The organism is Bacteroides thetaiotaomicron VPI-5482 (assembly GCF_000011065.1).
GTDB lineage: Bacteria > Bacteroidota > Bacteroidia > Bacteroidales > Bacteroidaceae > Bacteroides > Bacteroides thetaiotaomicron.
Genome location: NC_004663.1, coordinates 1,572,136 through 1,595,471, shown reverse-complemented (window position 1 = coordinate 1,595,471; position 23,336 = coordinate 1,572,136). Strand labels below are relative to the sequence as shown.

Genomic DNA, 23,336 nt, shown 5'->3' with positions numbered 1-23,336 from the left:
GATTCTTACTTGTTTGCTTTACGATCCCACCATACATGGGTACCACCGGTATCTCCCCCCTGATTATTACTACTTTCCTTTATCAATACATTAATGGCATTGTTAAGGTGGAAAGAATTCTGGGTGTATTCTTCGTTGGGATACATGAGTCGGCGCATGCCGGCTTCGGTACTAACATTGCGGCCTTTGTTCACGACAACAGGCAATAATTTGGGATATCCGGTACGCCTGTGTTCACTCCATGATTCAATGCCGTTGGGGAAAAGTGCAATCCACTTTTGGGTAATGATACGTTCCAAATTCTCTTCGAATGCCTGTTCTCCCATTTCATTCCATTTTACTGTAATGTTGGCGGGGCTACCTGTGCTATACGAACCTAGCGGGTCAGTATAGCCACTTGGAGAGGCTATTGAATTCAGGTAGTCTTCCGCTCCGCTGGCTCCATGTTCTTCAAAAGAAAGCTTAACCCCTGTTTCGTAGAAATCTTTGGCTTCACCGCCCATATTCCATTTGCGTAATGCTCCTTCGGCTCGCAGGAATGCTACTTCGGAGGCAGTCATCCATACATAAGGATCGCTGGCGGTCATCAAACGATTGGAGTACGATGTTATCATGTCGTCATCAGAAAATGGTGAATTTATGCCGATACGCATGCCGTAATAACCTTCCTGGTCGTTATTCTTCACCTTGGTAAAATATTTATCCCGACGTGGGTCTGCATAACCATTCATGTAACAGATGATATCGGCTCCTACACGATAGTCTTTCCAATCGTTGAAGCAGAGTGCTGAGCGATTTTCTGCTACATGGAATAAGGCATTGTCGTCGTTCTTTTCGATCACTCCTGCCGTTACGGCTTTCTCGGCAATGCTTTGGGCTTCGGCAGCCATATCGGTGTAGCATAGGCGCATAGCCATGCGTAGTTGTAGTGAATGGAGAAAAAGGCGCCATTGTTGTAGTTTTCCGTAGTAGACATCATCCAGCTTTTCAAATCCGCTATTGCCTTCTGTCATGTTGTCTTCAAGTGCCTGATCGGCTTCTTCAAGTTCTTGAAACATACGCATGTAGACATCTTTCTGTGAATCGTAAGCCGCATTCAGTCCATCGCTTTCAGAACCTTCTCCGGATACTAACACTTTGCTATAGGGGATAGGGCCGTAAATGTCCGTCACGCGTTGCATGATAGTTACTCGTAGCAGTTTGGCTAATGCAAGGGCTACAGGGGCATCTTCATGTTGTAAAACTGCATAATATTTAGGATATGTTTCTGATATAACATCTGTAAATGGTGCCTTCAACCAGTCGGTTTTAGGATTATAGGTAGAGTATTTCTCCAGCCATCCGGTACGTGTTTCACCGAAATATCCTGCATAAGAACCACCACACATGGCTTCCATGAATTGGTAAAGATGCTCTTGTGCAGGTATTACTAAGCCTTGCAGGCCTCTGATAGTGGAGCCGAGGTCGTAGTTTTCACGGCCGATTTCTTCGCTGTCCACTTCGTATTTATTACGGTTCATGTCCGTATCCATGCAACTTCCCAAAGGTAGAAGCAGGCAGGCTGAACATGCTGCTATCAGCATATATCGCAGGTTTTTCATAAATTTCATGGTTTTAGAAGTTAAACTTAACATTAAACCCGATGTTGCGGGTGCTCGGCATCATGAAGTAATCTATCCCTTGATAATAGTTGCTGGTAGTAGCGACTGATTCGGGATCGAAAGGTGCTTTGCAATAAATCATCCAGAGATTACGTCCTACCAAAGACACGTTGATATCACATATGTTTTTCAACCAACGGCGGGGAATAGTATATCCGATATGTGCTTCTTGCAGGCGAATATTAGTCGCGCTGTAAGTATAGTATTGCGGGAGTCCGCTGGAACTACCAATTGTCTCGTACCATTGCTGGGCATTGATCATAGTGCGTCCGTTGATAACTACACCACCTGCGTCGCGGGCTTTTGCACTGGCTTCAGATACTCCGTATTGGTCGAGAGCTGCTTGCGTGGCAGAATAAACGATACCTCCCAACCGGCAGGAAAGCAGGAAGCCGGCAGAAACACCTTTGTATGTGAACTCGTTACTGAAAGCAAAGTTGGCTTTAGGTAACACGCTTCCCAATTTGATCGGTTCTACGTTGGCATCTTTGGCCAAAGCACCATTGGCGTCCATCTCAATATAACCTTTGTCATTACGTACAAGGTCGGCTTTAGAGTAGAGGTCGCCCAAAGTTCCGCCTTCTTTCAAGATGAAACGTGAATAGCCCAAGCCATTCATTTCAAGTTCGGGTATATTGAGTATCTTGCCTGTCTCGGGGTGATGGAAGTCTTTTACTAATTCAATAATCTTGTTTTTATTCCATGAGAAAGTAAAATTGCTATTCCAGCCAAATTCATTCCAGCGGTGTCCGTAGCTCAACATTCCTTCCATACCCATATTGCGAACGTAACCTGTTTGAACGTAGAATTTGGAGTATCCGAAGGAAGCGGATATTTTGGGGTCGAAGGTTTGGTTATAAGTATTGGCATAGTAGAATGAAGCACTTAGGCGAAGGTCTTTGAAGAAAGTGGCGTCTAAGCCGGCTTCCCATGAATCCGTACGTTCCGGATAAAGCTTACCGATAGGATAATGTGTTTTGGGTAGCCATCCTAATATCGTGGTATCATATTTATAAGTTGGGATAGTCAGGAATCGAGGGTAGGGCATACCTACGGAACTGAATGATCCGCGTACTTTCAAATAATCAATCCATTCGGGGAGCTTGACCATTTCGCTGATCACGCCGGAAAGTCCGACGGAGGGATAGAAGAAAGAGGTTTGTGACGAACCCAGTAATTGTGAAGCCCAGTCGTTACGTCCTGTTAAAGTAAGATAGAGCATACTCTTCCATCCCACTTCCGCACTTGCAAATATGGATTGGGTCATTTCTTCCCATCCTTCTTGTGTGGCGCGTTTCTTTGTGTTATCAAGGTCGAATACGTTGAATACATTAGGTATTCCTTTTTCCTGTATCGGACCGTTGTAGCCTAGCATATCATAGCTGTTGTCGCTTAATGATGTACCAATATTGGCTACGATAGTGAAGTCGCCCACTCTCTTGTTAATATTTACAAGAAAGTCAGCGTACGTCTGGCTGTTTCCACTCTTTTCTATGCCGTAGTATCCTTGTTCGCTACCTTCGGTAAGTGTAGTGATGGTACTTGCATAGTATTTTTGCTCATACGTGTTGTTTGAATTATCTATGCGGATGCGTCCTGATAAACTTAGCCAGTCGAGTACGTCGTAAGTTAATCCTGCAGAGAGCATATAACGTTTTTTACTGTTTTCACGTAGATTACGATAGGCTATCCAATAAGGATTCTGCATGCGGAGGTCACCTTCGCCCGATGGCCAGAACTGTTCGTTGATTTTGCGAGCTTCGTTGTAGCGTTCAAAGACCTTGACTGTAGAGAAATTATCACCACGCGGATAAAGGTAAGCAGGAACTAAAGGATTGGAATACTGTCCCTGATTAGTCATATTACGGTCGTTTTGCAGGATGTAGCTGGCTCCTACGTCTAGTTTCATCTTGTCATTGAGGAAACTTGTAGTGTTGCGGAAAGTAAAATTATATCTGTTATACCTATTGTTGGGAATCATTCCGTCGGAGTTCAGCGCAGCGGCAGAGAAGAAAGTCTGGTTCTTTTCCGTACCGGTGGATAAAGTGACTGAATTGTTGTAAACAGCTCCTGTTTTTAGAAAGTCGTTGGGGTCGTAGCCAGGACTGTTTCCCATCTTCGGTCCCCAGCTCCATACGGTGGAACCGTCAGATTTACCGTTACTTCCTGTCCCGTAACGGTTTTGAAACTTAGGCATTACGAATGGTTTCAACCAGTCGATGCCGGTAGAAACACTGGCCTGTAATTTCCCTATTTTCCCTTTTTTTGTAGTGACAATAATAGCTCCATTTGCAGCATTGCTACCATAAAGGGCGGCTGCGGCTGCTCCCGTAAGAACGGACAGACTTTCGATGTCATCCGGATTGAGGTCGGCAATACTTTCCGTCTCTCCTTTTGAACCAAATTCTGTGCTGCCACCACCTCCGAAGTTATACATAGGTATACCGTCGATTACATAAAGTGCATTATTACTCTTTTCGATGGATTTTGTACCGCGCATCACTACTTTGCTGGCACCGCCGACACCGGAAGAACTGCTATTGATAATGACACCTGCTACCTTGCCACTCAAGCTGTTGACGAAGTTGGCGTCTTTGATTGTAGTCAATTGATCGCTCTTGACTTGTTGTACATTGTAACTTAACGCTTTTTGTTCGCGTTTGATACCTAAAGCGGTGACTACCACTTCGTTCAGTTGTTTAGTATCACTTGCCAATCTTATTTCGTAGATATTCTTATCTGTTATTTTTACAGTTTGAGGTGTATATCCCACGTAAGTGAAGCTTAATGTGCTGCCTTGAGGAGCCATTATATTGAAATTACCATCAATGTCGGTGATTGCACCTTCAGAGCTTCCTTCTACTTTAATATTCACTCCGATCAGTGGCTCATTATTTTCATCGATTACTATTCCACTTACTTTTTTTGTAGGAGTTTCTTTAAGTTTCTTGTCGGGAATAATCATGATATACTTATCTTTGAACTGATAAGTAAATCCACTTCCCCGAAGGATTTGCGAAAGGGCATATTCAAGTGTCGCTGCTTTTAGGTCAAGATTTAAAACAGGCTTGTTTTTCAGTTGCGAATCATTGTATCCGACAGAATAATCGGATTGTTTTTCTATTTCCTTAAGTGCCTCGATAACAGATATATTTTTCTTCTGAATCGTGATCTTGGCACTATTTTGTGCAAAGGAGGGTGTTTGCATCATCAACAAACAGAAAAAAAGTAAAAAACTTCTTCCCTTTGCGGTTTGATCTACTATAAATTCATAAATTTGTAGCATTTTCTTAGTATTAGGTTATTAACTAAATTATTTCACGGTAATTGAATAGAGTAAAACTCTAATATTGAGAATCTTGATTTCATATCCGGGATAGAGTTAGGGCTCCGTTCCGGATACTTTTTTGCATGAATCTTTAGTGGTTAAAAAGGTTATTATATTGTTGTTTTTTTACTGTTTTTCTTTTGGGATGATACCCATTACTTTGGGATTAAGTAGCAGCGGTCTCCTTTTATCTTATAGTTCATTTGACCTACTACATTTACTATCACATCCATTACCTCAGATAGTGGTGCCTGGTCTTTAAACCGGAAACTGTATCTGTCGTCTTTCAGCGTTTTGAGCTGATACTCGAATGTATAAGGATATTTACGTTCAAGGATTGTGATGATATCTTTGACGGACATTTCTCTGAACACAAGTTCTCCACGTTGCCAGGCGGTAACTTCTTTCATATCCGGATGGTCCAGGCTATGGTAATGAGTATTTTTGTTATAAGCCAGCTGCTCATTCGGTTTTAGAATCACCTGCGATTTTAAATCATTGTATTCTACCAATACGCTTCCTGAAATCAATGTGGCTGCCAACACCGGATTTTCCGGATAAGCCGAAACGTTGAACTCCGTACCCAACGCCGTCACCTGAAAATCATTGGACTTGACGATGAACGGATGTTTTTTATCCGGTTTAACTTTAAAGTTGGCTTCACCAATCAAAAATACACTACGATCTTTACCGGTAAAGTTTTGCGGATATAAAAGTGTACTTTGTGAGTTCAGTTGTACCTGAGTTCCATCGGGTAGAGTGAGAGTCCTAATTTCAGCAGTAGGAATATATTGTTGAATAAGGTTTTCTTCTGCATCTTTACCGATTGTAGAAAGGTAAACGGAAGAAGCCGCTACTATAAATAAAACTGCAGCGACAGTCTGCCATATATGAATCGGTCGGATTGTTCTTTTTCGTTGTATGGGAGGTATTCCGGCATTCTTTTTCAAAAGTTCATAAGCCTCCTGCATGTCGGTTGCAGTTCTCTGTTTATGAGCCTCATCCCATAATTTTTGTAATGCTTCGTCTTTTTCGGAAGTATGCTCTTCATCTACCAGCCACTTGTAGAAATCTTGCTGGGTCGATTCCGGATAGTCGTTTCCGGTGAATAATGTTATTATTTTCTGAAAGTAATTCTTCATATTGAGGTATTAATATTATAACTGTTATATTAATACTTCAATTAACTAAGGCAGCTTACTTAAGGGAACAGCAAAAAAAATGCAAAAAAGATGATTTTTTTCATTTCAAGCAGAGTTAAGTAGATGTGATGTTCCACTGTTCGTTTCGAAATATTTAGTTTCTCGGCTATCTCAAGATTGCTCATATGCTTGAAACGACTCATTTCGAAAATCATTCTGCGTTGCTCCGGAAGGCGTTCGAGAACTAATTTGATGATTAGTTGAGCCTCTTTATAATAGATGGGATTGAGTGTATCTTCTGATTGGAAAAGTTCGTCGATGAGAGACTTTTCTATAATTTTCTCCTGATAAGCCAATTCTACTTTTTTGTGTTTGATAAAATTGAGAGTTGTACTTTTAGTAAGGGTATAGATATAAGGAGTCGGATTAGGAACTTCCGTCCATAATTCAGGCTTAGTCCATAGTTTAGTGAAAACATCTTGGGTAATATCCTTTGCGTCTTCTTCGGATTTAAGCAGCATTAGGGCGAAATATTTCACTACCGAATAATATTTCGTGAATATTGTTTCGAATTGTTGCGCTAAAAGTCTTTCGTCTTGGTTTGGGGTCATCGGGTTAACAGATTATTGAAATCGAAAGACAAATGTAAACAAATTAAATTAAGATACGAAGAAAAAAGGAATAGTTTATAAAAAAGAAAAAAGATAGTGACACCATCCGGTCCGGATAGTGTCACTATATGAGTGGGATGCTGACACTATCGCAACAGGATAGTGTCACTATCTTAAAGTTAGTTTTTACCAGTTTCTTTTCACTGTACGGTAGCCATAACCGATGATTACCAGGAAGCAAGTGAGCGGCAAAATGAATGATACATTGACAGCCGGCATGGAAGCTATTTCTTTCATGTCAATAATACTTGCTTGCAACGGAGGGAGCACGGAACCTCCCAAAATAGCCATAATCAGACCGGCTGCTCCGAACTTGGCATCGTCTCCCATACCTTTCAGTGCAATTCCGTAAATGGTAGGGAACATCAAAGACATACAGGCAGAAACTGCTACCAGACAATATAGTCCGAAGATATTCTGAAGGAAGATCGTTCCTAATGTGAAAATGCCTCCGAAGATGGCAAGGATCATGAGCAACTTTCCTGCATTGAGATAGCGCAGAATGAAAGTACAGATAAAGCGGCTGATACAGAAAATAACCATCGCTACGATATTGTATTGCTGGGACAGTACTTCCGCACTTTTTTCATCCATGCCATATTCCGGCGACATAAACAGGCGTGTACCATACTGAATGATAAAGGTCCAGCACATAATCTGAACACCCACATAGAAGAATTGTGCTATTACACCTTCCCGATAGCGTGTCTGGGTGAAAATACGTTTTAGCGTGGGAAAGAAATCTATTTTGTGATTCTGATCTCCATTCTTGGGCATTTTTACAAATCGTATCAGAAGCAGCATCGCCAGAATAACGAGTCCGATAATGAGATAAGGAGCTATCAGCACGGCAAGATCGCTTTCCTTGATGGCCTGAAACTCACTGTCGTTCAGTAAAGCGCGTTCATCAGTGCCCATCGGGTGCAGTTTAGCCTGAATAAATTGCATCGCTACGTACATTCCGAGCAGCGATCCCATCGGATTGAAAGACTGGGCAAGGTTCAGACGTCTTGTAGCTGTCTCTTCCGTTCCCATAGAAAGTATATAGGGGTTGCAACTGGTTTCCAGGAAGGAGAGTCCGCAGGTCAGAATAAAGTAAGCGATCAGAAACGGGTAATACTCTCCTGTCATCTTGGCGGGAAAGAATAAGAAGGCTCCGAAAGCATACAGGCCGAGTCCTAACAATACTCCGGCTTTATAGGAGAATTTGCGGATGAACATGGCGGCAGGGAAAGCCATGGCAAAATATCCACCGTAGAAGGCTACCTGAACCAGTGCCCCGTCGGTAGCACTCATCCGGAAAATTTTGGAGAATGCCTTTACCATCGGGTTGGTAATATCGTTCGCAAATCCCCACAGTGCAAAGCAGGAGGTAATAAGTATGAATGGAATAAGATAGCTGACGCCATCCTTTGAGATAATAGACTGCTTAGTGTGTTTCATGGTAATTTCTTGTTATTTTAGGTATTATATAAATGGAACATTCTCTCCATGGGGATCCATTTCTCAGCGGAACTCATTCCCGGAGCGGCCTGCTGGAGGATGGACATGTATTCTTCCCATTCTTGTTGCCGGGGGAGAGTGTTCAGACGTGCCATGGCTGTGTCCCAGTCAAAGTCGACGGGTGTTTCGACGATCATGAACAGACGGGTACCGAGAATGTAGATTTCCATCTCAAGGATACCTACTTCACGGATTCCTGCAAGGATTTCGGGCCATACTTCTGCCTGACTGTGTCTTTTCCGATACTCAGCTATTAACTCCGGTGAATCCCGTAGATCAAGAGTCTGGCAATATCGCTTGACAGGGACGTTGTAGGTTTTTACTTGATAGCCAGTTTGAGGTGTTTCCATATCTTTCTTATTTTTCAGGGTAATATACTTGTGGTGTAACACTGTGGCTTACTACTTCTCTGATTTCCCGGAGGCTGGATATTTCTCCTTTCGCCATTGCCTGAGTCAGGATATTCCCCATTGCTGTGGCTTCTACCGGTCCGGCATAAACAGGGATGCCGAGTGCGTTGGCAGTAAGTTGGTTGAGCAGTTTATTTTGTGAGCCTCCTCCGATAATGTTTAGCCGGTGAATCGGAGAGGGGAGGCAACGATTGAGCTGTGCTACCGCCTCGCGATATTTGAAGGCCAGTGACTGTAGTACGCATTTCACCATTTCTGCCTTGTTTCCGGGAACTTTAAGTGAATGATTCCGGCAGTAGTTCAGAAGGGCTGTTTCCATATTTTCGGGGTTCATGAACTCTGCATCGTCCACAGGAATAATCGTGTCAATTTCTGCGTCCGCAGCTTGCGGAAGAATCGTATCATAACTTTGTTCTTCGCCACGTAGCTTCCATTCGCTCATCAAGCGTTGCAGAATCCACAGTCCGGTAATGTTTTGCAGGAATCGGATGTGACCACCTACGCCTCCTTCATTGGTAAATTGAGCCAATCTCGCTTCTTCCGTCAATATGGGTTCATCCACTTCGACTCCCAACAATGACCAGGTGCCGGAACTGAGAAAGGCTACTTGACCTTCGGTTGCCGGAACGGCAGCAACGGCACTGGCTGTGTCATGCGAGCCGACAGCGATAATGTCGACAGGACCTAATCCTGTTTCACGGCCTATCTCTTCTTTAAGTGTTCCTCTGACAGTTCCCGGCAGAATAATTTCTCCGAATAAGTGTTCGGGGAGTCCCAAAGCACGGATGGTATCCATCGACCAGTTTCGTTGGCGTGCATCGAGCAGTTCGGAGGTGGAAGCTATGCAATATTCATTATTGGCTACTCCCGTCAGGTAATAGCTGAAGAGGTCGGGCATAAAGAGAAGCCGCTGTGCAACTTCTAGCAGTACGTCCTGATTCTGTTGCATGCTGTAAAGCTGAAACAGTGTATTGATAGGCATTACTTGTATGCCTGTGCAGGCGTAATGCTTTTGTGCATCCAGTATTTGAAATACCTTGTCCGGCATTCCGTCTGTTCGAGCATCCCGATAGCAGACGGGGTTGCCCAGTAAATTTCCTTTTTTGTCAATCAGGCCGAAGTCTACTCCCCAGGTATCTATGCCGATTCCTTTGACATGATATCCTTTTTGTGCAGCAAGTTTCAGTCCGGTTTTCATATCTTCGAACAGGGCGGGAAAGTCCCAGTAAACATGATTCCCGAGTTTAACCTGCCGGTTGGTAAAGCGGTGTATTTCTTCTAATTCCAGCTTTCCCTGGAGAAGGGAGCCGGCGATGACCCGACCGCTTCCTCCTCCAAAGTCTACTGCCAAATATGTGTTTCTTGTGGTATCTTTCATGGTATTCCCGGATACTTATTTGGTTTTCTTTCCTAATACGTATATTTCCAGGTCTTCTATTTCTTCCGGTGTCAGTACGGAGTAATCGCCGCCGGACTGAACTATGATGCGGCAAGCCATTTCGAAGAAGGTAGCCCGTTCGTAAACTTGGTCGAAGTCTTTTCCGCATACTACTTGTCCGTGATTGGTCAGTAAGACGGAATTATGCTTCAGCATTGCTTCTACTACCGCTTTGGCCAATTCGGGAGATCCCGGCCGATAGTAAGGAATTACGGGAATTTCCGACCCGACATGACAAGGTATTTCTGCCGTTACGTTGAAATTTGTCGGTTTGTTTTTCATGCAAGAGATGGCAGTGGCATATTCCGACTGGAAATGGAGTACTACATTTACATCCGGCCGTTCGCGGAGAACGCCAAGATGGAATGTACTTTCCATAGATGGTTTTACGCCATTCGTCGGTGTACCGCTGGCTATATTACAGATAGAAACTTTTTCTTTGGCAAGGGTAGGGACCCATGAACCTGTACCCGAAATCAGTGCTTCTTCTCCGATTCTCCAGGAAAGATTACCGCTGCTGCAAAGCATTAATTTTGCGTCTCCATAGCGGTGTGCCTGTGCCAGAAACAGTTCGATGTGTTCGTCAGTTATCATAGTGTTTTTATTTAAGCCGTCATATAGTGGAAGCTTGTGTTTGAAGACAGCTTCCACTATGATACGGCAAAGTTAAATTATTAAATCAAATAGGACGAAAGATTCTTGTTTATTTATAGATAGGACCGTAAGTTGTACAAGCTCTGTAATCTGCTCCTTCTTTGTCCATACCGAATGCGTTCCATGCAGTCGGACGGAAAATTTCGTTTTCATCTACATTGTGCATGCAAACAGGGATGCGAAGCATAGAGGCAAGCGTAATCAGGTCTTGTCCGATGTGACCGTAGCTGATGGCTCCGTGGTTAGCGCCCCAGTTGTTCATTACAGAATATACATCTTTGAAAGCGGATTTATCACACAGACGAGGAACGAACCACGTAGTCGGCCATGTCGGGTCGGTACGCATATTCAGTTTCTGATGGATTTCCGGATCAATCTCAACGGTCCATCCTTCTGCGATTTGCAGGACAGGGCCCAAGCCTTTGATCAGGTTCAGACGCATCATAGTAACAGGCATTCCACCTTTTGAAAGAAAGTTGGACGAGAAGCCGCCGCCACGGAAGTAATCGCGGTCTGCCGGATACCAGGTCGTTGCTTTGAGGCAGTTTTCCACGTCTGCATCAGTCAGATTCCATGGTTCTTTCATGACAGGATTTCCTTCTGCGTCTAATGACTGGCCGGAACCGTCGAGTGTTGTTGCACCAGAGTTGATCAGGTGGATGATACCGTTGGCTGCCAAGCCGGTCAGTTCTTTACCGGTTACACGTTTCACGGCTTCAGGGCTCCAGTACGTACGTACATCAGAGAATATTTGTGCACGATTGGTCAGCAAGTGTCCGAACAGCATTGCTACACCGTTACAAGCATCGTTTTCGGTAGCCACTACGAATGCTTCACGAATACCGTTCCAGTCGAAAGAAGTGTTGAGCAATGCTTCCGGATAGTCACCGTTAGGATAAAAGTCTGTCCATTGGCGTTGTCCCTGGAAGCCGGCAGCGATAGCATTGTGTCCCAAAGCTTCTTCCTTGAATCCCATTTCTTTCAGTTTCGGGTTTCCGGTCATCAGGTCACGCATGATGATCATCATCTTCACGACAAATTCCCAGTCAGCATCTTTTTGTTCGCGCTTTTTGCGTTTCTCCGGGCGGTTCTTGAAGTCTTCTCCTTCATTTACTTTGCAGTATTTTTCAGTCCATGCCATTGCTTTGGCATATTCTTCGTGGTCATAGATACCTTCTTCCATGCGGCGGATGATTTCCGTCAGGTCAATTGACTCATTGCGCATTCCCAGATATTCCTGGAAGAAGTCGGGGTTGACAATAGAGCCGGCGATACCCATTGATACACTACCCATTGACAGATAAGATTTGCCTCTCATCGTTGCTACTGCCTGTGCGGCACGTGCAAAACGAAGAATTTTTTCCGCTACGTCTTCAGGAATTGTATTATCGTCGAGGTCTTGCACATCGCGTCCGTAAATACCGAATGCAGGGAGTCCTTTTTGTGCGTGTCCTGCCAATACGGCTGCAAGGTATACTGCTCCCGGACGCTCGGTTCCGTTGAAGCCCCAGACAGCTTTCGGGTAATGAGGATTCATATCCATTGTCTCCGCACCATAGCACCAGCAGGAGGTAACAGTGATAGTAGACCCAACGCCTTCTCTTTCGAATTTCTCTGCGCAAGCAGCGCTTTCGGCTACACGTCCGATAGTATTGTCTGCAATAATACATTCTACAGGACTTCCGTCACCGTTCTTCAGATTATTGCTGATTAACTCAGCTACTGCTTTGGCAAGGTTCATTGTCTTTTCTTCAAGGCTTTCACGAACACCGCCCTGGCGACCGTCGATAGTGGGACGAATCCCGATTTTCGGATACTTTTTCATGGTTTCTTAATTTTTTTGTTATTTAGTGGTTAATATCTGTGCTGAACTGTGCTGTAAATACAGCAAAAAAAATCACAGGGACTTTCGGAGTCTTACTTCGGTAGGCAGGTACTTTTGTATCGGGACATTGTTCAGGACAAAGTTTGCCGCTTCATTTCCCATCATCTCCCAATCAATACTCAATGAAGTAATTCCTTCGTCGATCACTTCGTAGGAAGGAATATCATTGTATGCCAACAGACCGAAATCTTTTCCGCATTTCAGTCCTTCCAGTCTTCCTTGTTTCACAACCTTCACTACATCTTGTTGCTTGATGGCTATGTAGACTACTCCTTTGCGTACGGTCAGATTCTCGATATCTTCCTGAATTTCGCATAAAAATCCTTGTTCCTCACAAAAACGGGTAAAATACTCTTTACTGCTTTGGGGATGCTTCAGATTTTTAGAGAATAACAGAACAAGTTGTGGGTAGTGCCGTAGTTTCTCCTTCAGCATGAGTAATGCCTGATAGAAAGCTTCATCAAAATCCTGACAGATATAAGAATACTTTTCTTTCTCGAATTTACCGAAGTCAAGAAGCAATAATTTTGTTGGATGAATCTTATTGAGAACCATACTGAATTTCTCATTATCGAAATTCATCACTATGTATTTATTATATTTTCCGACAGATTCGCGGATAATGGTATTGAAAAGCCGTTCATTATATTGATGAAACAGCAAGTCTACTTTGTAATTAATAGGCAGATGTTTGACGAAACTATTGTAAAGGGCTTCTTTAAAAGGAGTGTACTGGTCGAGCAGGAGCAGGACATTGGTCACCTGACTGGTTACATAATATCCTTTTCCCGGAGTGGAATCGATCAGTCCCCGTTCGCGCAAATCAAGAAAGGCCTTGAAAACGGTATCGCGTGATACTCCATATTCTGCACTTAACTGATTGATGGAAGGCAAAGAATCTCCTTCACGAAATTTTTTCATGGAAATCGCCTGGCTTAATGTATCCGCTAATTGCGTAACTTTGCTGGACTGTTGACCGAATGTTTTCTTTTTATCAGTTCGTCTCATACTGTTATAAGATAAATGACTGTGCTGAGCTATGCTGTTGCAAAGAAAAGAAATTTATTCAGAAGTAGAGAACTGTTTTAATATGTTCTATAGCAGGAAATAAAAAAAATCCCCTTCGGCGAACCGAAGAGGATTTATAGCTTTTTCCAAATGTCTTGTTAGGAACCTGCCGAAATTTATTCAGCAGCAGCTTCTGTTGCAGCAGCTTCTTCAGCCGGAGCTTCAGTTGCTTCTTCTGCAGGTGCTTCAGCAGCAGCTTTTTCAGCAGCTTCAGCAGCTTTCTTTTCAGCGAGTGCTTTTGCTTTCACTTCGTTGATCTTCTTTTCTGCTTCCAGACGTGCTTTAGCTTCAGCTTTCTTTTCTTCGTCTTGCTTAGCTTTCAAAGCAGCCAGACCTGACTGTTTGTTGTTCTTCCAAGCTTCGAATTTAGCTTCTGCTTCTGCTTCTCCGAATGCGCCTTTTGCAACACCGCCAAGAAGATGTTTCTTCATGTAAACACCTTCACGAGAAAGGATATTACGTACAGTGTCACTTGGTTGTGCACCTTTCAGTACCCATGCCAATGCAGCGTCGAAATTCAAATCTACTGTAGCAGGATTGGTGTTCGGGTTGTAAGTACCAATCTTCTCAATAAATTTACCATCACGTGGTGCTCTGCTGTCTGCAATTACAATTGAATAAAACGCGTAACTTTTACGTCCGTGTCTTTGCAATCTGATTCTAGTTGCCATTTTTAATAATTGTTTTTAATTAATGATTTGAATTATGCTACTAACTCGTAATAGCGGGCGCAAAGATACAGCTTTTCTTTTGATTGACAAATATTTCCTTTCTTTTTCTTATGAATACCTCCTCGGATATCGGAACAGGATAGCGAGCAGGGCACAGACTCCCATCGTAAACGGATAATAGAGATTGCCGATAATACTGATAGGAGAGATGTTGGCCAATCCGGCAGCGATCAGCATTTGTGCCCCATAGGGTATGATGCCTTGTATCAGACAGGAGAATGTATCCAGGATACTGGCTGTTTTTCTCCGGTCGAGATGGAATCTCTTTGCAATATCCTTTGCAATCGGCCCTGTGGTGATGATGGCAATCGTATTGTTGGCAGTGCATAGGTTGGCGATACTTACCAGAGCAGCGATACTCAGTTCCGCACCACGCTTGCTGTTGACGTGACGGGTCAGTTTTTTGATGATGAAATCGATACCTCCGTTATAACGGATTGTTTCGAGCATACCGCCTGCCAGTAATGTGATAATAATCAATTCACCCATGCCTGTGATACCCGTACCCATTGCTCCAAACCAATCGAATACGTCAAAACTCCCGGTAGCTATGCCGATGATACCGCTGGTCAGGATACCTATTATTAATACCAGCATCACGTTCATTCCGGCAATGGCTGTTCCCAGTACTATTATATAAGGTATGACTTTTATCCATTCGATAGTCTGTACTTGCGCGGGTGCAGTGATGGATAGTCCTTGAAAAATATAGATTCCCAGTACGATAATCGCTGCCGGAACTACAATCATGGAATTTACCCGAAACTTATCACGCATCACGCATTCCTGAGTTTTGGTTGAGGCAATGGTGGTATCGGATATAAACGACAGGTTATCTCCAAAGAAAGAACCTCCGACAACGACTGCTACCATAAACGGAAGGGCGATCTCTGTCTTTTCGGCCAGACCGACAGCAACCGGAGTAAGGGCTACAATCGTCCCTACACTGGTTCCGATGGATAATGAGATAAAACAGGCGGCAATGAATATCCCGGCCAATAGCAGATTATCAGGGAGGATATGCAGTGTCAGATTGACGGTTGCATCAATAGCTCCCATCTGCTTGGCGCTTTGTGCGAAAGCTCCGGCAAGGATGAATATCCATATCATCAGAAGAATATTCTTGTTGGCGGCTCCTACGGAGAACTGGTAGATTCGCTGGTCGAGCTTCAACCCCCGCGTAATGGCAATTGCGTAACAGGAAGACACGAGGAAAGCCACAGTGATGGGTACTTTATAAAAGTCATTAACAAGAATGGAAGTTACCAGATAAAGGCAGAGAAAGACGAGTAACGGACTCAGTGCCCACCAGCTGCCATGACGTTCTATATGTATTTTTTCTTCAGTCATAAATTGATATTGTGGTATATATTCGAACTGCAAAGATAGTAAGGAAACACATAAGTACGATAAAAGGCTCAAATTTTCATCTTTTCTTTTTCCGTTTTAGCTCTTTCTTTTTCCGCTTCGGAAATTAAATTCCGGTTCTTTTTTCTTCTTTCCGTTACTTTCGTGCCGTTGACAACGTAACTAATGTAGAATAGAATGACAACGACTAATTTTTCATTGTGTATTTTTTGTCTTTGCCTACTCACATCGTGTGGTAAGGGTGAGAAGAAAACAAACGAGCCTGTACGGGTAAAAGTGGCGGAAGCGGAAATGCTGGTTCCTTCTGCCGAGCGTGAATTTTCGTTTATTGCCAAACCATTCAAGGAGACCGAACTCTCTTTTCGGGTGGGCGGACCGATTGACCATTTCGAAGTGTATGCGGGGAATTACTATCATCGGGGAGATATCATAGCTGAAATTGATTCCCGTGATTTTCGTATTCGTAAGGAACGGGCGGAAGCTATTTATCATCAGGCAAAAGCTGAGTTTGAGCGAATCAAAGTGTTGTATGAGAAAAACAACCTGTCTGCCAGTGCCTATGAAAAAGCACGTGCAGACTATACTTCTGCCAAAACTGCTTATGAAACAGCCGTAAATGAACTTGAAGATACGAAACTTATTGCTCCTTTTGACGGATATATAGGGGAAGTCTACATTGAAAAATATCAGGATGTGAAAGCGACTCAGTCTGTCGTTTCTTTTATCGATATCACTCAGTTGAAGATAGAAGCGTATGTTACTCAGGAGATCGCATTTCAAGCGAAGGAAATCAAGGAAGTGGGGATTCGTTTTGATGTTCGTCCCGAAGCAGTATATCCGGCTAAAGTGGTAGAGGTTTCAAAGAGTACGACGCGCAATAATCTTTCTTTCCTGATGACGGCATTGCTGCCCAATAAACAAGGAGAATGGCCGGCCGGTATCTCAGGAAAAATGTTGTTGGACCTTCCTGCTACATCATCTGTTCCTATGGTGACCGTTCCGCAAACGGCTCTTAATCATCGTCCCACTGAAGGAGACTATGTATGGATGGTGGATCAAACGACAGGACAAGTCGTAAAGAGAAAAGTCATTTTAGGCGAATTGCTTCCCAATGGAAAAGTAGAAGTGAAAGACGGATTGCAGGCAGGAGATAAAGTAGCGGTGAGTAAATTACGTTTTCTTTCGGACGGAATGCCTGTAGATATTATTTCTCAGAAAGAAAAAAGGGCGGTTACCGCTCAAAAGTAAGTAGAAGAATATGAAGTTGGTAAAATATTTCTTGCAGAAGAAGTCGGTGACTATTCTGCTGTTGATATTAGTGCTGGGAGGAGGATTGTTTTCTTATATCAAGATGGGGAAACTGGAAGATGCTCCGTTTACTATCAAACAGGCATTGGTGATGACTCCATATCCGGGTGCTTCCCCTTCCGAAGTACAATCTCAGGTGACGGATGTATTGGAGGAATCGATACAGTCATTAGGCGAATTATATTATCTGAAAACTGAAAATCGGGCAGGCTTATCCAAGATCACGGTGTATGTAAAGAAAGAAATCCGGGCGGATGAGATGCAGCAGTTGTGGGATAAACTTCGTCGGAAGGTCAATGATGTACAGTCGAAACTTCCTGCAGGAGCCGGTCCTTCAGTGGTGAATGATGATTTCGGTGATGTGCTGGGTGTCTTCTATGGTCTGACAGGTGAAGGATATTCATATCGGGAACTGGAAAATCAGGCGAAGCTTATCAAGAATGTACTGCTCAGGGTGAAGGATGTGGCAAAAGTGGAGATTTATGGTGTACAGTCCCCAACGATTGACGTCATTCTTAATCCTTCCGTTATGGCACGGAGTGGAATTACGACTACGGATATTTCACGTGCCTTCGATGCACAGAACAGGGTAGTGGATGCCGGAGGAATTGATGCCTGCGTGAACAGGATACGAATTGAATCTACCGGTAATTTTTATTCTCTGGATGACATCCGGAATATGACTATTGTATCACGTACAGGAGAGCATTTCCGGCTGGCTGATATTGCAGAGATTGAGGAGAGTTATCAGACGCCTCCAAGTAATAAAATGCGGATTGACGGGAAACCTGCGGTAGGTATTGCTATTTCTACGATACCCACAGGAAATGTTGTCGATATGGCAGAGGCAGTAAAACAGGAGATTGACCATTTTGCAGAGACCATGCCCGAAGGTTTTGAGTTGCAGACGATTTATGATCAGGGTTATGAATCGGCAGTGGCCAATCAAGGATTTATTCTGAACCTGATCATATCTGTGGTAACGGTAGTGGCTATTCTGTTGTTTTTTATTGGATTTAAGAATGGTATTCTGATTGGCAGCGGATTGGTGTTTTCCATCTTTGCGACCTTGATTGTGATGCTTTCACAAGGAATTGCCTTGCAACGTATGTCACTTGCTGCCATTATCATTGCTATGGGAATGTTGGTAGATAATGCCATTGTGGTCTCCGATTCGGCATTGGTCAATATGCAGCGGGGAATGCGGAAACGGGTAGCCATATTGCGGGCCTGTTCTTCAACTTCGTTGCCCTTATTGGCGGCGACAGTCATTGCGATTCTAACTTTTTTACCTATATATTATTCGCCGCATATTACCGGCGAGTTACTGTCATCCTTAGTTGTAGTTATCGGCGTTTCGCTGATGTTCAGTTGGGTCTTTGCGCTGACGCAGACTCCTTTCTTTATTCAGGAGTTTGTCCGTCGGCCAAGACCCAACGAACTTAAGGCGGCTCTTTTTGCAGGCAAGTATTACGATAAATTTCGTTCTGCATTGAGGTGGGTGATTCGTCACCGATATGCAACGATTGGGTGTATGGTCATTATGCTGGTATTGTCGGCATGGAGTTTCAAGTTCATTCCTAAGGTCTTTGTTCCCGCATTGGATAAGCAGTATTTTACATTGGATATGTGGTTGCCCGAAGGGACACGGATTGAAGAAACAGATAAGATGGTGATGGATATGGCGGAGTATATCCGCGGACAGGAAGAAACGGAAATGGTATCTACTTATATAGGACGGACTCCGCCGCGTTATTACTTGTCAAACGTTTCCTTTGGACCTCAATCCAACTATGCACAAATTTTGATGAAATGCAAAACTTCGAAACTTTCCCGTCAGCTGCATGCCCGTTTGCAGGATTCTGTTTCGTTGAGGTTTCCCGAACCGTTGATTAAAGTAAATAAATTCGAGTTGAGCCCGTTGACGGAAGCGGTGATCGAGGCTCGTTTCCTCGGACCGGACCCTGCTGTACTTGATTCTTTGGTAGGGCAGGCCATTGAGATTATGCGACAAAATCCTAAAGTTTCGGATGCCCGGAACGAATGGGGGAATATGTCGATGGTTATCCGTCCGGTATATGATCCGGTGAAGGCCGGAGCATTAGGGATTACAAAAGCTTCGATGATGGAATCGGTGAAATCGATTAATGATGGTTTGCCTGTCGGTGTCTATCGGGATAATGAGAAAAAAGTTCCCGTTCTTTTGAAATCGGGTAATGTGGATATAACGGACGCCCATTCTTTGGGAGACTTTTCGATATGGAATGGAGAAAGGTCGGCTCCGCTTTCACAGGTAACGGAACGGATAGAGACAACCTGGGAGTTTCCACAGGTGAGAACTTATAACCGTCAGTTGTCAATGGCTGCAATGTGTGGCGTGAAACCGGGGCATACGATGGCGGAAGTACATGGAGAAATCCGGAAAGAAATAGAGAACATCCAGCTTCCCGAAGGATATACTTTCTTTTGGGATGCCCAGTATAAAGATCAGGGTGAGGCGATGCAGGCCATTGCTAAATATTTCCCGTTGGCATTCCTTGCATTAGTGGTTATCCTGGTAGGGCTGTTCGGTAATTTCCGTGAACCGGTCATCATTCTTTGTGTCCTGCCTTTGTCTTTGATAGGTATTGCGGTGGGGATGCTCTTGACCGGCTTTGACTTCGGTTTCTTTCCGATAGCCGGTTGGCTGGGGTTGCTTGGAATGATCATCAAGAATGTGATTGTACTGATTGATGAAATCAATGTGCAGCATCGTAGTGGAATTGATCTGTATACCTCTATTGTTGAGGCTACGGTTTCCCGAACCCGTCCGGTATTGATGGCGGCAACCACTACCATCTTCGGTATGGTCCCGCTATTGTTTGATGTCGCTTTCGGCGGAATGGCTGCGACTATTATTTTCGGACTGACGTTTGCCACGGGATTGACCTTGTTTGTCACGCCTGCATTATATTCAATGTTTTATAAAGTAAAAGGAAAATAAAGATGAAAATAAGGATATATAGCTTGTTGTTATGTGGTTTTGCTTTAGGGTCTTTGTCTGCTTTAGCCCAGCAAAGTCCTCTTCTTGAAAAGTACCGGACTATGGCATTGGATTACAATCACGACTTGAAAGCGGCTGAGAAGAATATAGCTGCCAGTATGGAAGTGGAAAAATCGGCACGGGCAGATTTGAAACCGAAACTTTCCGGAACAGCCAACTTTCAGTATACGGAGAATCCGTTGGAATTGACTCTGGATGTCCCTTCTTTAGGATTATCAAGAACAGTGGAAGGGAAACAACTGAACTATGGTGGTTCTCTTTCCATTCTGCAACCGGTCTATACAGGCGGACGAGTACTGGAATCCATCCGTATGGCACAACATCAGCAATCATTTGCTGCCAATCAGGCAAAGGCATTGAATGATGCTGTTTGCTATCAAACGGATATTCAATACTGGAGTGCCGTAGCCCGGCAGGAGATTGTGACTGTTGCCGAAGATTTTCGTAACTCAATAGCCGCTTTGGTTAAAACAATTAAAGAAAGGGTAGAGGTGGGGCTGGTTGATCCGCAGGATTTACTGATGGCGGAAGTAAAACTGAACGAAGCGGAGTACCAGTTGCTCCAGGCACAAAGTAATTTTGAAACAGGGCGGATGGCATTGAATTCTATGATTGGTGTCCGGCTGGAACATCATACGGAACTGGATTCACAGATACCGGTGGTGGTTGTCGATGATTCTACATGGTTGTCTACCGGTATGGCACGTCCTGAAATTCAGATGGCTTATGACCGGATTCGTATGGCCGAGAGTACGAAAAAGTTGAATGATTCGCAGTTCAAACCTCAGTTTTATGTGGGAATAGACGGGAGTTACTCTTCTCCCGGATATAATTTCAAGAAAGATCTGGATCCCAATTATGCTGTTTATGCAAAAGTCTCAGTACCTATTTTTGAGTGGGGGAAGCGTAAAAGTGAGAAGCGTGCTTCCTCCTTTCGGGTAGGTATGGCAGAGGATAATCTGAATAAAGTGATGGATCAGGTTGAACTGGAAATAGGAGTGGCACGTAAAGCGCTGTCACAAGCAATGGAACGGGTTCGTTTGAGCGAAAATTCACTGGCGAAGGCAGAAGAGAATGAAGCGAAAGCAATAGAACGTTATAATGAAGGAAAAGTGTCAGTGGTGGAAGTGATTGACGCGCAAACCTATCGGCAGACATCGCAGGTGAATTATGTACAAGCCAAAGCTGCGGCACAAGGACACTATTCGGAGTTAATAAAAGCGCTCCACGGATATGATTGTCGATAAAAAGCACTAACTTTGTATGAAAAGAGCCAACTGTATGAATGTAAAGTTGAACACCTTATTGTATATAGCGCTGTTTTCAGGATTGGGTATATTCTCTTTCCTGTTACTGATAAATTATGCAACCTTCTCTGATCGGGTTGCCGATATGCTACATTCAGTCAGTACACTGGGGTTCTTCATACTGGCTTTTAATGTGCTGGGATATACTACCATCAGGCTGAGTTCATGGATTGATAATCAGTATGCGTTGAATCTGCATCGGCGTTGGAAGCTGGTTTCAGTCTATATTATCGTAATGGGGATGTTTCTTTTGCTGAACTACGGTTTAATGGTAACTGCCAAGTTGTTGGCAGGAGCTTCTTATCCGTTTACGTTTCCCAACGGAGGCTGGCGGATTCTTATAACTGTATGGCTGGTAGAGCTCGTCATCCTTGGATTGTTGCTGGCCAATCGTTCCATGCGTAATACGTTAAGATTACAACAGAAAGCGGCTGCCTTGCAAAAAGAGAATAATACGGCACGCTATACAGCTCTACAGAATCAGTTGAATCCTCATTTCTTGTTTAACAGTCTGAATACCTTGATTTCTGAGATTCGCTACAATCCGGCTAATGCGGAATTGTTCACCCAGCATCTTTCGGATGTGTATCGCTATATTCTTCAGTGTCAGAATCAAAGGCTGACAACACTGCGAGAGGAAATGGATTTTCTGAACTCTTATATTTTTCTGCATAGGGTTCGTTTGGGCGATTGCATTCATATTGACAACCGTATTCCGAAGACTTGTATGGAGGCTCAGTTGCCTCCGCTTACTATTCAATTGTTAGCGGAGAATGTAATCAAACATAATGTCATTCATACGGGAAAACCGATGACTATCGAACTTCTTTATATGGAAAAGGAACGGGAACTGATCGTCAGAAACCGGATACAAACTAAAAAAACAGTGGTAACTTCCGGAATGGGACTTAAGAACCTTTCTGCCCGATATATGTTGTTGTGCAACCGTGACATTGTGGTAGAAAATGACCGGAAAGAGTTTACCGTAAAAATACCTTTGCTCTATGAATAAGATAAAAGCAGCCATCATAGAAGATGAAATTCCGGCAGCCCGTCTGCTGAGGGATACGTTATTGTCTCTTCGTCCCGATTGGGAGGTACAGTTATTGCCCGGTAATATTGAAGAGGCAGTAGAGTGGTTCGGGCAGCATCCTCATCCGGATATCCTGTTTCTGGATATTCAGCTAACGGATGGCAATTCTTTTCTTTTTATAGAACAGGCGCATCCGGAGAGTATGATTGTATTTACTACTGCTTATGACGAATATGCTGTGCGTGCTTTCTCAGTGAATAGCATTGACTATCTTTTGAAGCCGATTCATGAAGACCGCCTGATGCAGACCATTCAACGTTTTGAAGGATTGACAAAGAACTACATCCATGATTTCAATCAGGAAAGCCGGATGCTGGAAATATTGCAGCAACTTTCTGCTGCGCATGAGACCTCTGTCTCTGTGCAGAAAAAGTATCGTACTCGTTTCCTTATTTCTAGTGGCGAGAAACTATTCACCTTACAGGTGAGTGATATCGCTTACTTTTATTCGGAAAATAAGCTCACCTTTGCCGTAACCCATAAGAATCGTGAGTATCTCATTGATCTGGCACTAGACCGATTGAGTGAACAACTCGATCCGGATCACTTTTTCCGGACGAATCGTCAGACATTAGTCTGTATTGATGCCATTCAGCGTATTGAATCCTATTTCTTAGGAAAGGCAATCGTTCATGTACAACCACCTTTCAAAGATAAGATAATGATAAGTAAAGACAAGATGGCTTCATTCAGAATGTGGCTGAATTATTAGCTGTTTTGTTATCT

The 23,336-nt window shown here is 43.6% G+C and carries 17 protein-coding genes; 5 read left to right on the top strand and 12 right to left on the bottom strand.

All coding sequences use genetic code 11. The features are described from left to right. Positions 1-5: 5 nt before the first annotated feature. The 12 genes from BT_RS06465 to BT_RS06410 form a co-directional block, all read right to left on the bottom strand. A complete protein-coding gene (locus BT_RS06465) occupies positions 6-1,601 on the bottom strand; it encodes a RagB/SusD family nutrient uptake outer membrane protein (RefSeq protein WP_008763016.1) in 1,596 nt (531 codons plus the stop codon). Positions 1,602-1,614: 13 nt separating this feature from the next. Next, on the bottom strand, positions 1,615-4,947 hold the full coding sequence (locus BT_RS06460) for a TonB-dependent receptor (protein WP_008764985.1): 3,333 nt from the start codon (positions 4,945-4,947) through the stop codon (positions 1,615-1,617). A 197-nt stretch (positions 4,948-5,144) separates the two neighbouring features. Then, complete coding sequence (locus BT_RS06455; RefSeq protein WP_008764986.1) at positions 5,145-6,131, bottom strand: FecR family protein; 987 nt, start codon at positions 6,129-6,131, stop codon at positions 5,145-5,147. Positions 6,132-6,190: 59 nt separating this feature from the next. Beyond that, a complete protein-coding gene (locus BT_RS06450; RefSeq protein WP_008764987.1) occupies positions 6,191-6,742 on the bottom strand; it encodes an RNA polymerase sigma-70 factor in 552 nt (183 codons plus the stop codon). 186 nt (positions 6,743-6,928) lie between these two features. Further along, the gene (fucP, locus tag BT_RS06445; RefSeq protein WP_008764988.1) at positions 6,929-8,245 is read right to left on the bottom strand and encodes an L-fucose:H+ symporter permease; all 1,317 of its coding nucleotides are present in this window, start codon (positions 8,243-8,245) and stop codon (positions 6,929-6,931) included. 17 nt (positions 8,246-8,262) lie between these two features. Continuing rightward, complete coding sequence (locus BT_RS06440) at positions 8,263-8,655, bottom strand: L-rhamnose mutarotase (RefSeq protein ID WP_008764989.1); 393 nt, start codon at positions 8,653-8,655, stop codon at positions 8,263-8,265. Positions 8,656-8,662: 7 nt separating this feature from the next. After that, positions 8,663-10,093: a rhamnulokinase gene (locus BT_RS06435; RefSeq protein ID WP_008764990.1), complete on the bottom strand. Its 1,431-nt coding sequence runs from the start codon at positions 10,091-10,093 to the stop codon at positions 8,663-8,665. A gap of 15 nt (positions 10,094-10,108) precedes the next feature. Beyond that, positions 10,109-10,747: a class II aldolase/adducin family protein gene (locus BT_RS06430; RefSeq protein ID WP_008763022.1), complete on the bottom strand. Its 639-nt coding sequence runs from the start codon at positions 10,745-10,747 to the stop codon at positions 10,109-10,111. 109 nt (positions 10,748-10,856) lie between these two features. Continuing rightward, a complete protein-coding gene (fucI, locus tag BT_RS06425; RefSeq protein ID WP_011107686.1) occupies positions 10,857-12,632 on the bottom strand; it encodes an L-fucose isomerase in 1,776 nt (591 codons plus the stop codon). A 72-nt stretch (positions 12,633-12,704) separates the two neighbouring features. Then, entirely contained in the window at positions 12,705-13,700 is a 996-nt protein-coding gene (locus tag BT_RS06420; protein WP_011107685.1) for a GntR family transcriptional regulator, read from the bottom strand. 176 nt (positions 13,701-13,876) lie between these two features. Next, complete coding sequence (locus BT_RS06415) at positions 13,877-14,431, bottom strand: 30S ribosomal protein S16 (protein ID WP_008763025.1); 555 nt, start codon at positions 14,429-14,431, stop codon at positions 13,877-13,879. 108 nt (positions 14,432-14,539) lie between these two features. Then, the gene (locus tag BT_RS06410) at positions 14,540-15,841 is read right to left on the bottom strand and encodes a Na+/H+ antiporter NhaC family protein (RefSeq protein WP_008764994.1); all 1,302 of its coding nucleotides are present in this window, start codon (positions 15,839-15,841) and stop codon (positions 14,540-14,542) included. Between the two features lie 195 nt (positions 15,842-16,036). Between BT_RS06410 and BT_RS06405 the strand changes: the two genes are divergently transcribed. Genes BT_RS06405 through BT_RS06385 form a run of 5 tightly spaced genes read left to right on the top strand, consistent with a single transcriptional unit; the run spans position 16,037 to position 23,322 of the window. Beyond that, positions 16,037-17,107, top strand: a complete 1,071-nt coding sequence (locus tag BT_RS06405) for an efflux RND transporter periplasmic adaptor subunit (protein ID WP_008764995.1) — start codon at positions 16,037-16,039, stop codon at positions 17,105-17,107. 10 nt (positions 17,108-17,117) lie between these two features. After that, positions 17,118-20,150: an efflux RND transporter permease subunit gene (locus tag BT_RS06400; RefSeq protein WP_008764996.1), complete on the top strand. Its 3,033-nt coding sequence runs from the start codon at positions 17,118-17,120 to the stop codon at positions 20,148-20,150. A 2-nt stretch (positions 20,151-20,152) separates the two neighbouring features. Further along, positions 20,153-21,457, top strand: coding sequence for a TolC family protein (locus tag BT_RS06395; RefSeq protein ID WP_011107684.1), 1,305 nt, complete (start codon positions 20,153-20,155; stop codon positions 21,455-21,457). Between the two features lie 16 nt (positions 21,458-21,473). Further along, positions 21,474-22,529, top strand: coding sequence for a sensor histidine kinase (locus BT_RS06390; protein ID WP_011107683.1), 1,056 nt, complete (start codon positions 21,474-21,476; stop codon positions 22,527-22,529). Further along, the gene (locus BT_RS06385; protein WP_011107682.1) at positions 22,522-23,322 is read left to right on the top strand and encodes a LytR/AlgR family response regulator transcription factor; all 801 of its coding nucleotides are present in this window, start codon (positions 22,522-22,524) and stop codon (positions 23,320-23,322) included. Before BT_RS06390 ends, BT_RS06385 begins: the two co-directional genes overlap by 8 nt. The last annotated feature ends 14 nt before the right edge of the window (positions 23,323-23,336 follow it).

Excerpts from the sequence above, each read along its gene's own strand:
- BT_RS06385 (WP_011107682.1), top strand. The coding sequence starts at position 22,522 with ATGAATAAGATAAAAGCAGCCATCATAGAAGATGAAATTCCGGCAGCC.
- BT_RS06435 (WP_008764990.1), bottom strand. The coding sequence starts at position 10,093 with ATGAAAGATACCACAAGAAACACATATTTGGCAGTAGACTTTGGAGGA.
- BT_RS06440 (WP_008764989.1), bottom strand. The coding sequence starts at position 8,655 with ATGGAAACACCTCAAACTGGCTATCAAGTAAAAACCTACAACGTCCCT.
- BT_RS06420 (WP_011107685.1), bottom strand. The coding sequence starts at position 13,700 with ATGAGACGAACTGATAAAAAGAAAACATTCGGTCAACAGTCCAGCAAA.
- fucP (WP_008764988.1), bottom strand. The coding sequence starts at position 8,245 with ATGAAACACACTAAGCAGTCTATTATCTCAAAGGATGGCGTCAGCTAT.
- BT_RS06460 (WP_008764985.1), bottom strand. The coding sequence starts at position 4,947 with ATGCTACAAATTTATGAATTTATAGTAGATCAAACCGCAAAGGGAAGA.
- BT_RS06390 (WP_011107683.1), top strand. The coding sequence starts at position 21,474 with ATGAAAAGAGCCAACTGTATGAATGTAAAGTTGAACACCTTATTGTAT.
- BT_RS06415 (WP_008763025.1), bottom strand. The coding sequence starts at position 14,431 with ATGGCAACTAGAATCAGATTGCAAAGACACGGACGTAAAAGTTACGCG.
- BT_RS06395 (WP_011107684.1), top strand. The coding sequence starts at position 20,153 with ATGAAAATAAGGATATATAGCTTGTTGTTATGTGGTTTTGCTTTAGGG.
- fucI (WP_011107686.1), bottom strand. The coding sequence starts at position 12,632 with ATGAAAAAGTATCCGAAAATCGGGATTCGTCCCACTATCGACGGTCGC.
- BT_RS06465 (WP_008763016.1), bottom strand. The coding sequence starts at position 1,601 with ATGAAAAACCTGCGATATATGCTGATAGCAGCATGTTCAGCCTGCCTG.
- BT_RS06410 (WP_008764994.1), bottom strand. The coding sequence starts at position 15,841 with ATGACTGAAGAAAAAATACATATAGAACGTCATGGCAGCTGGTGGGCA.
- BT_RS06455 (WP_008764986.1), bottom strand. The coding sequence starts at position 6,131 with ATGAAGAATTACTTTCAGAAAATAATAACATTATTCACCGGAAACGAC.
- BT_RS06400 (WP_008764996.1), top strand. The coding sequence starts at position 17,118 with ATGAAGTTGGTAAAATATTTCTTGCAGAAGAAGTCGGTGACTATTCTG.
- BT_RS06405 (WP_008764995.1), top strand. The coding sequence starts at position 16,037 with ATGACAACGACTAATTTTTCATTGTGTATTTTTTGTCTTTGCCTACTC.
- BT_RS06450 (WP_008764987.1), bottom strand. The coding sequence starts at position 6,742 with ATGACCCCAAACCAAGACGAAAGACTTTTAGCGCAACAATTCGAAACA.
- BT_RS06430 (WP_008763022.1), bottom strand. The coding sequence starts at position 10,747 with ATGATAACTGACGAACACATCGAACTGTTTCTGGCACAGGCACACCGC.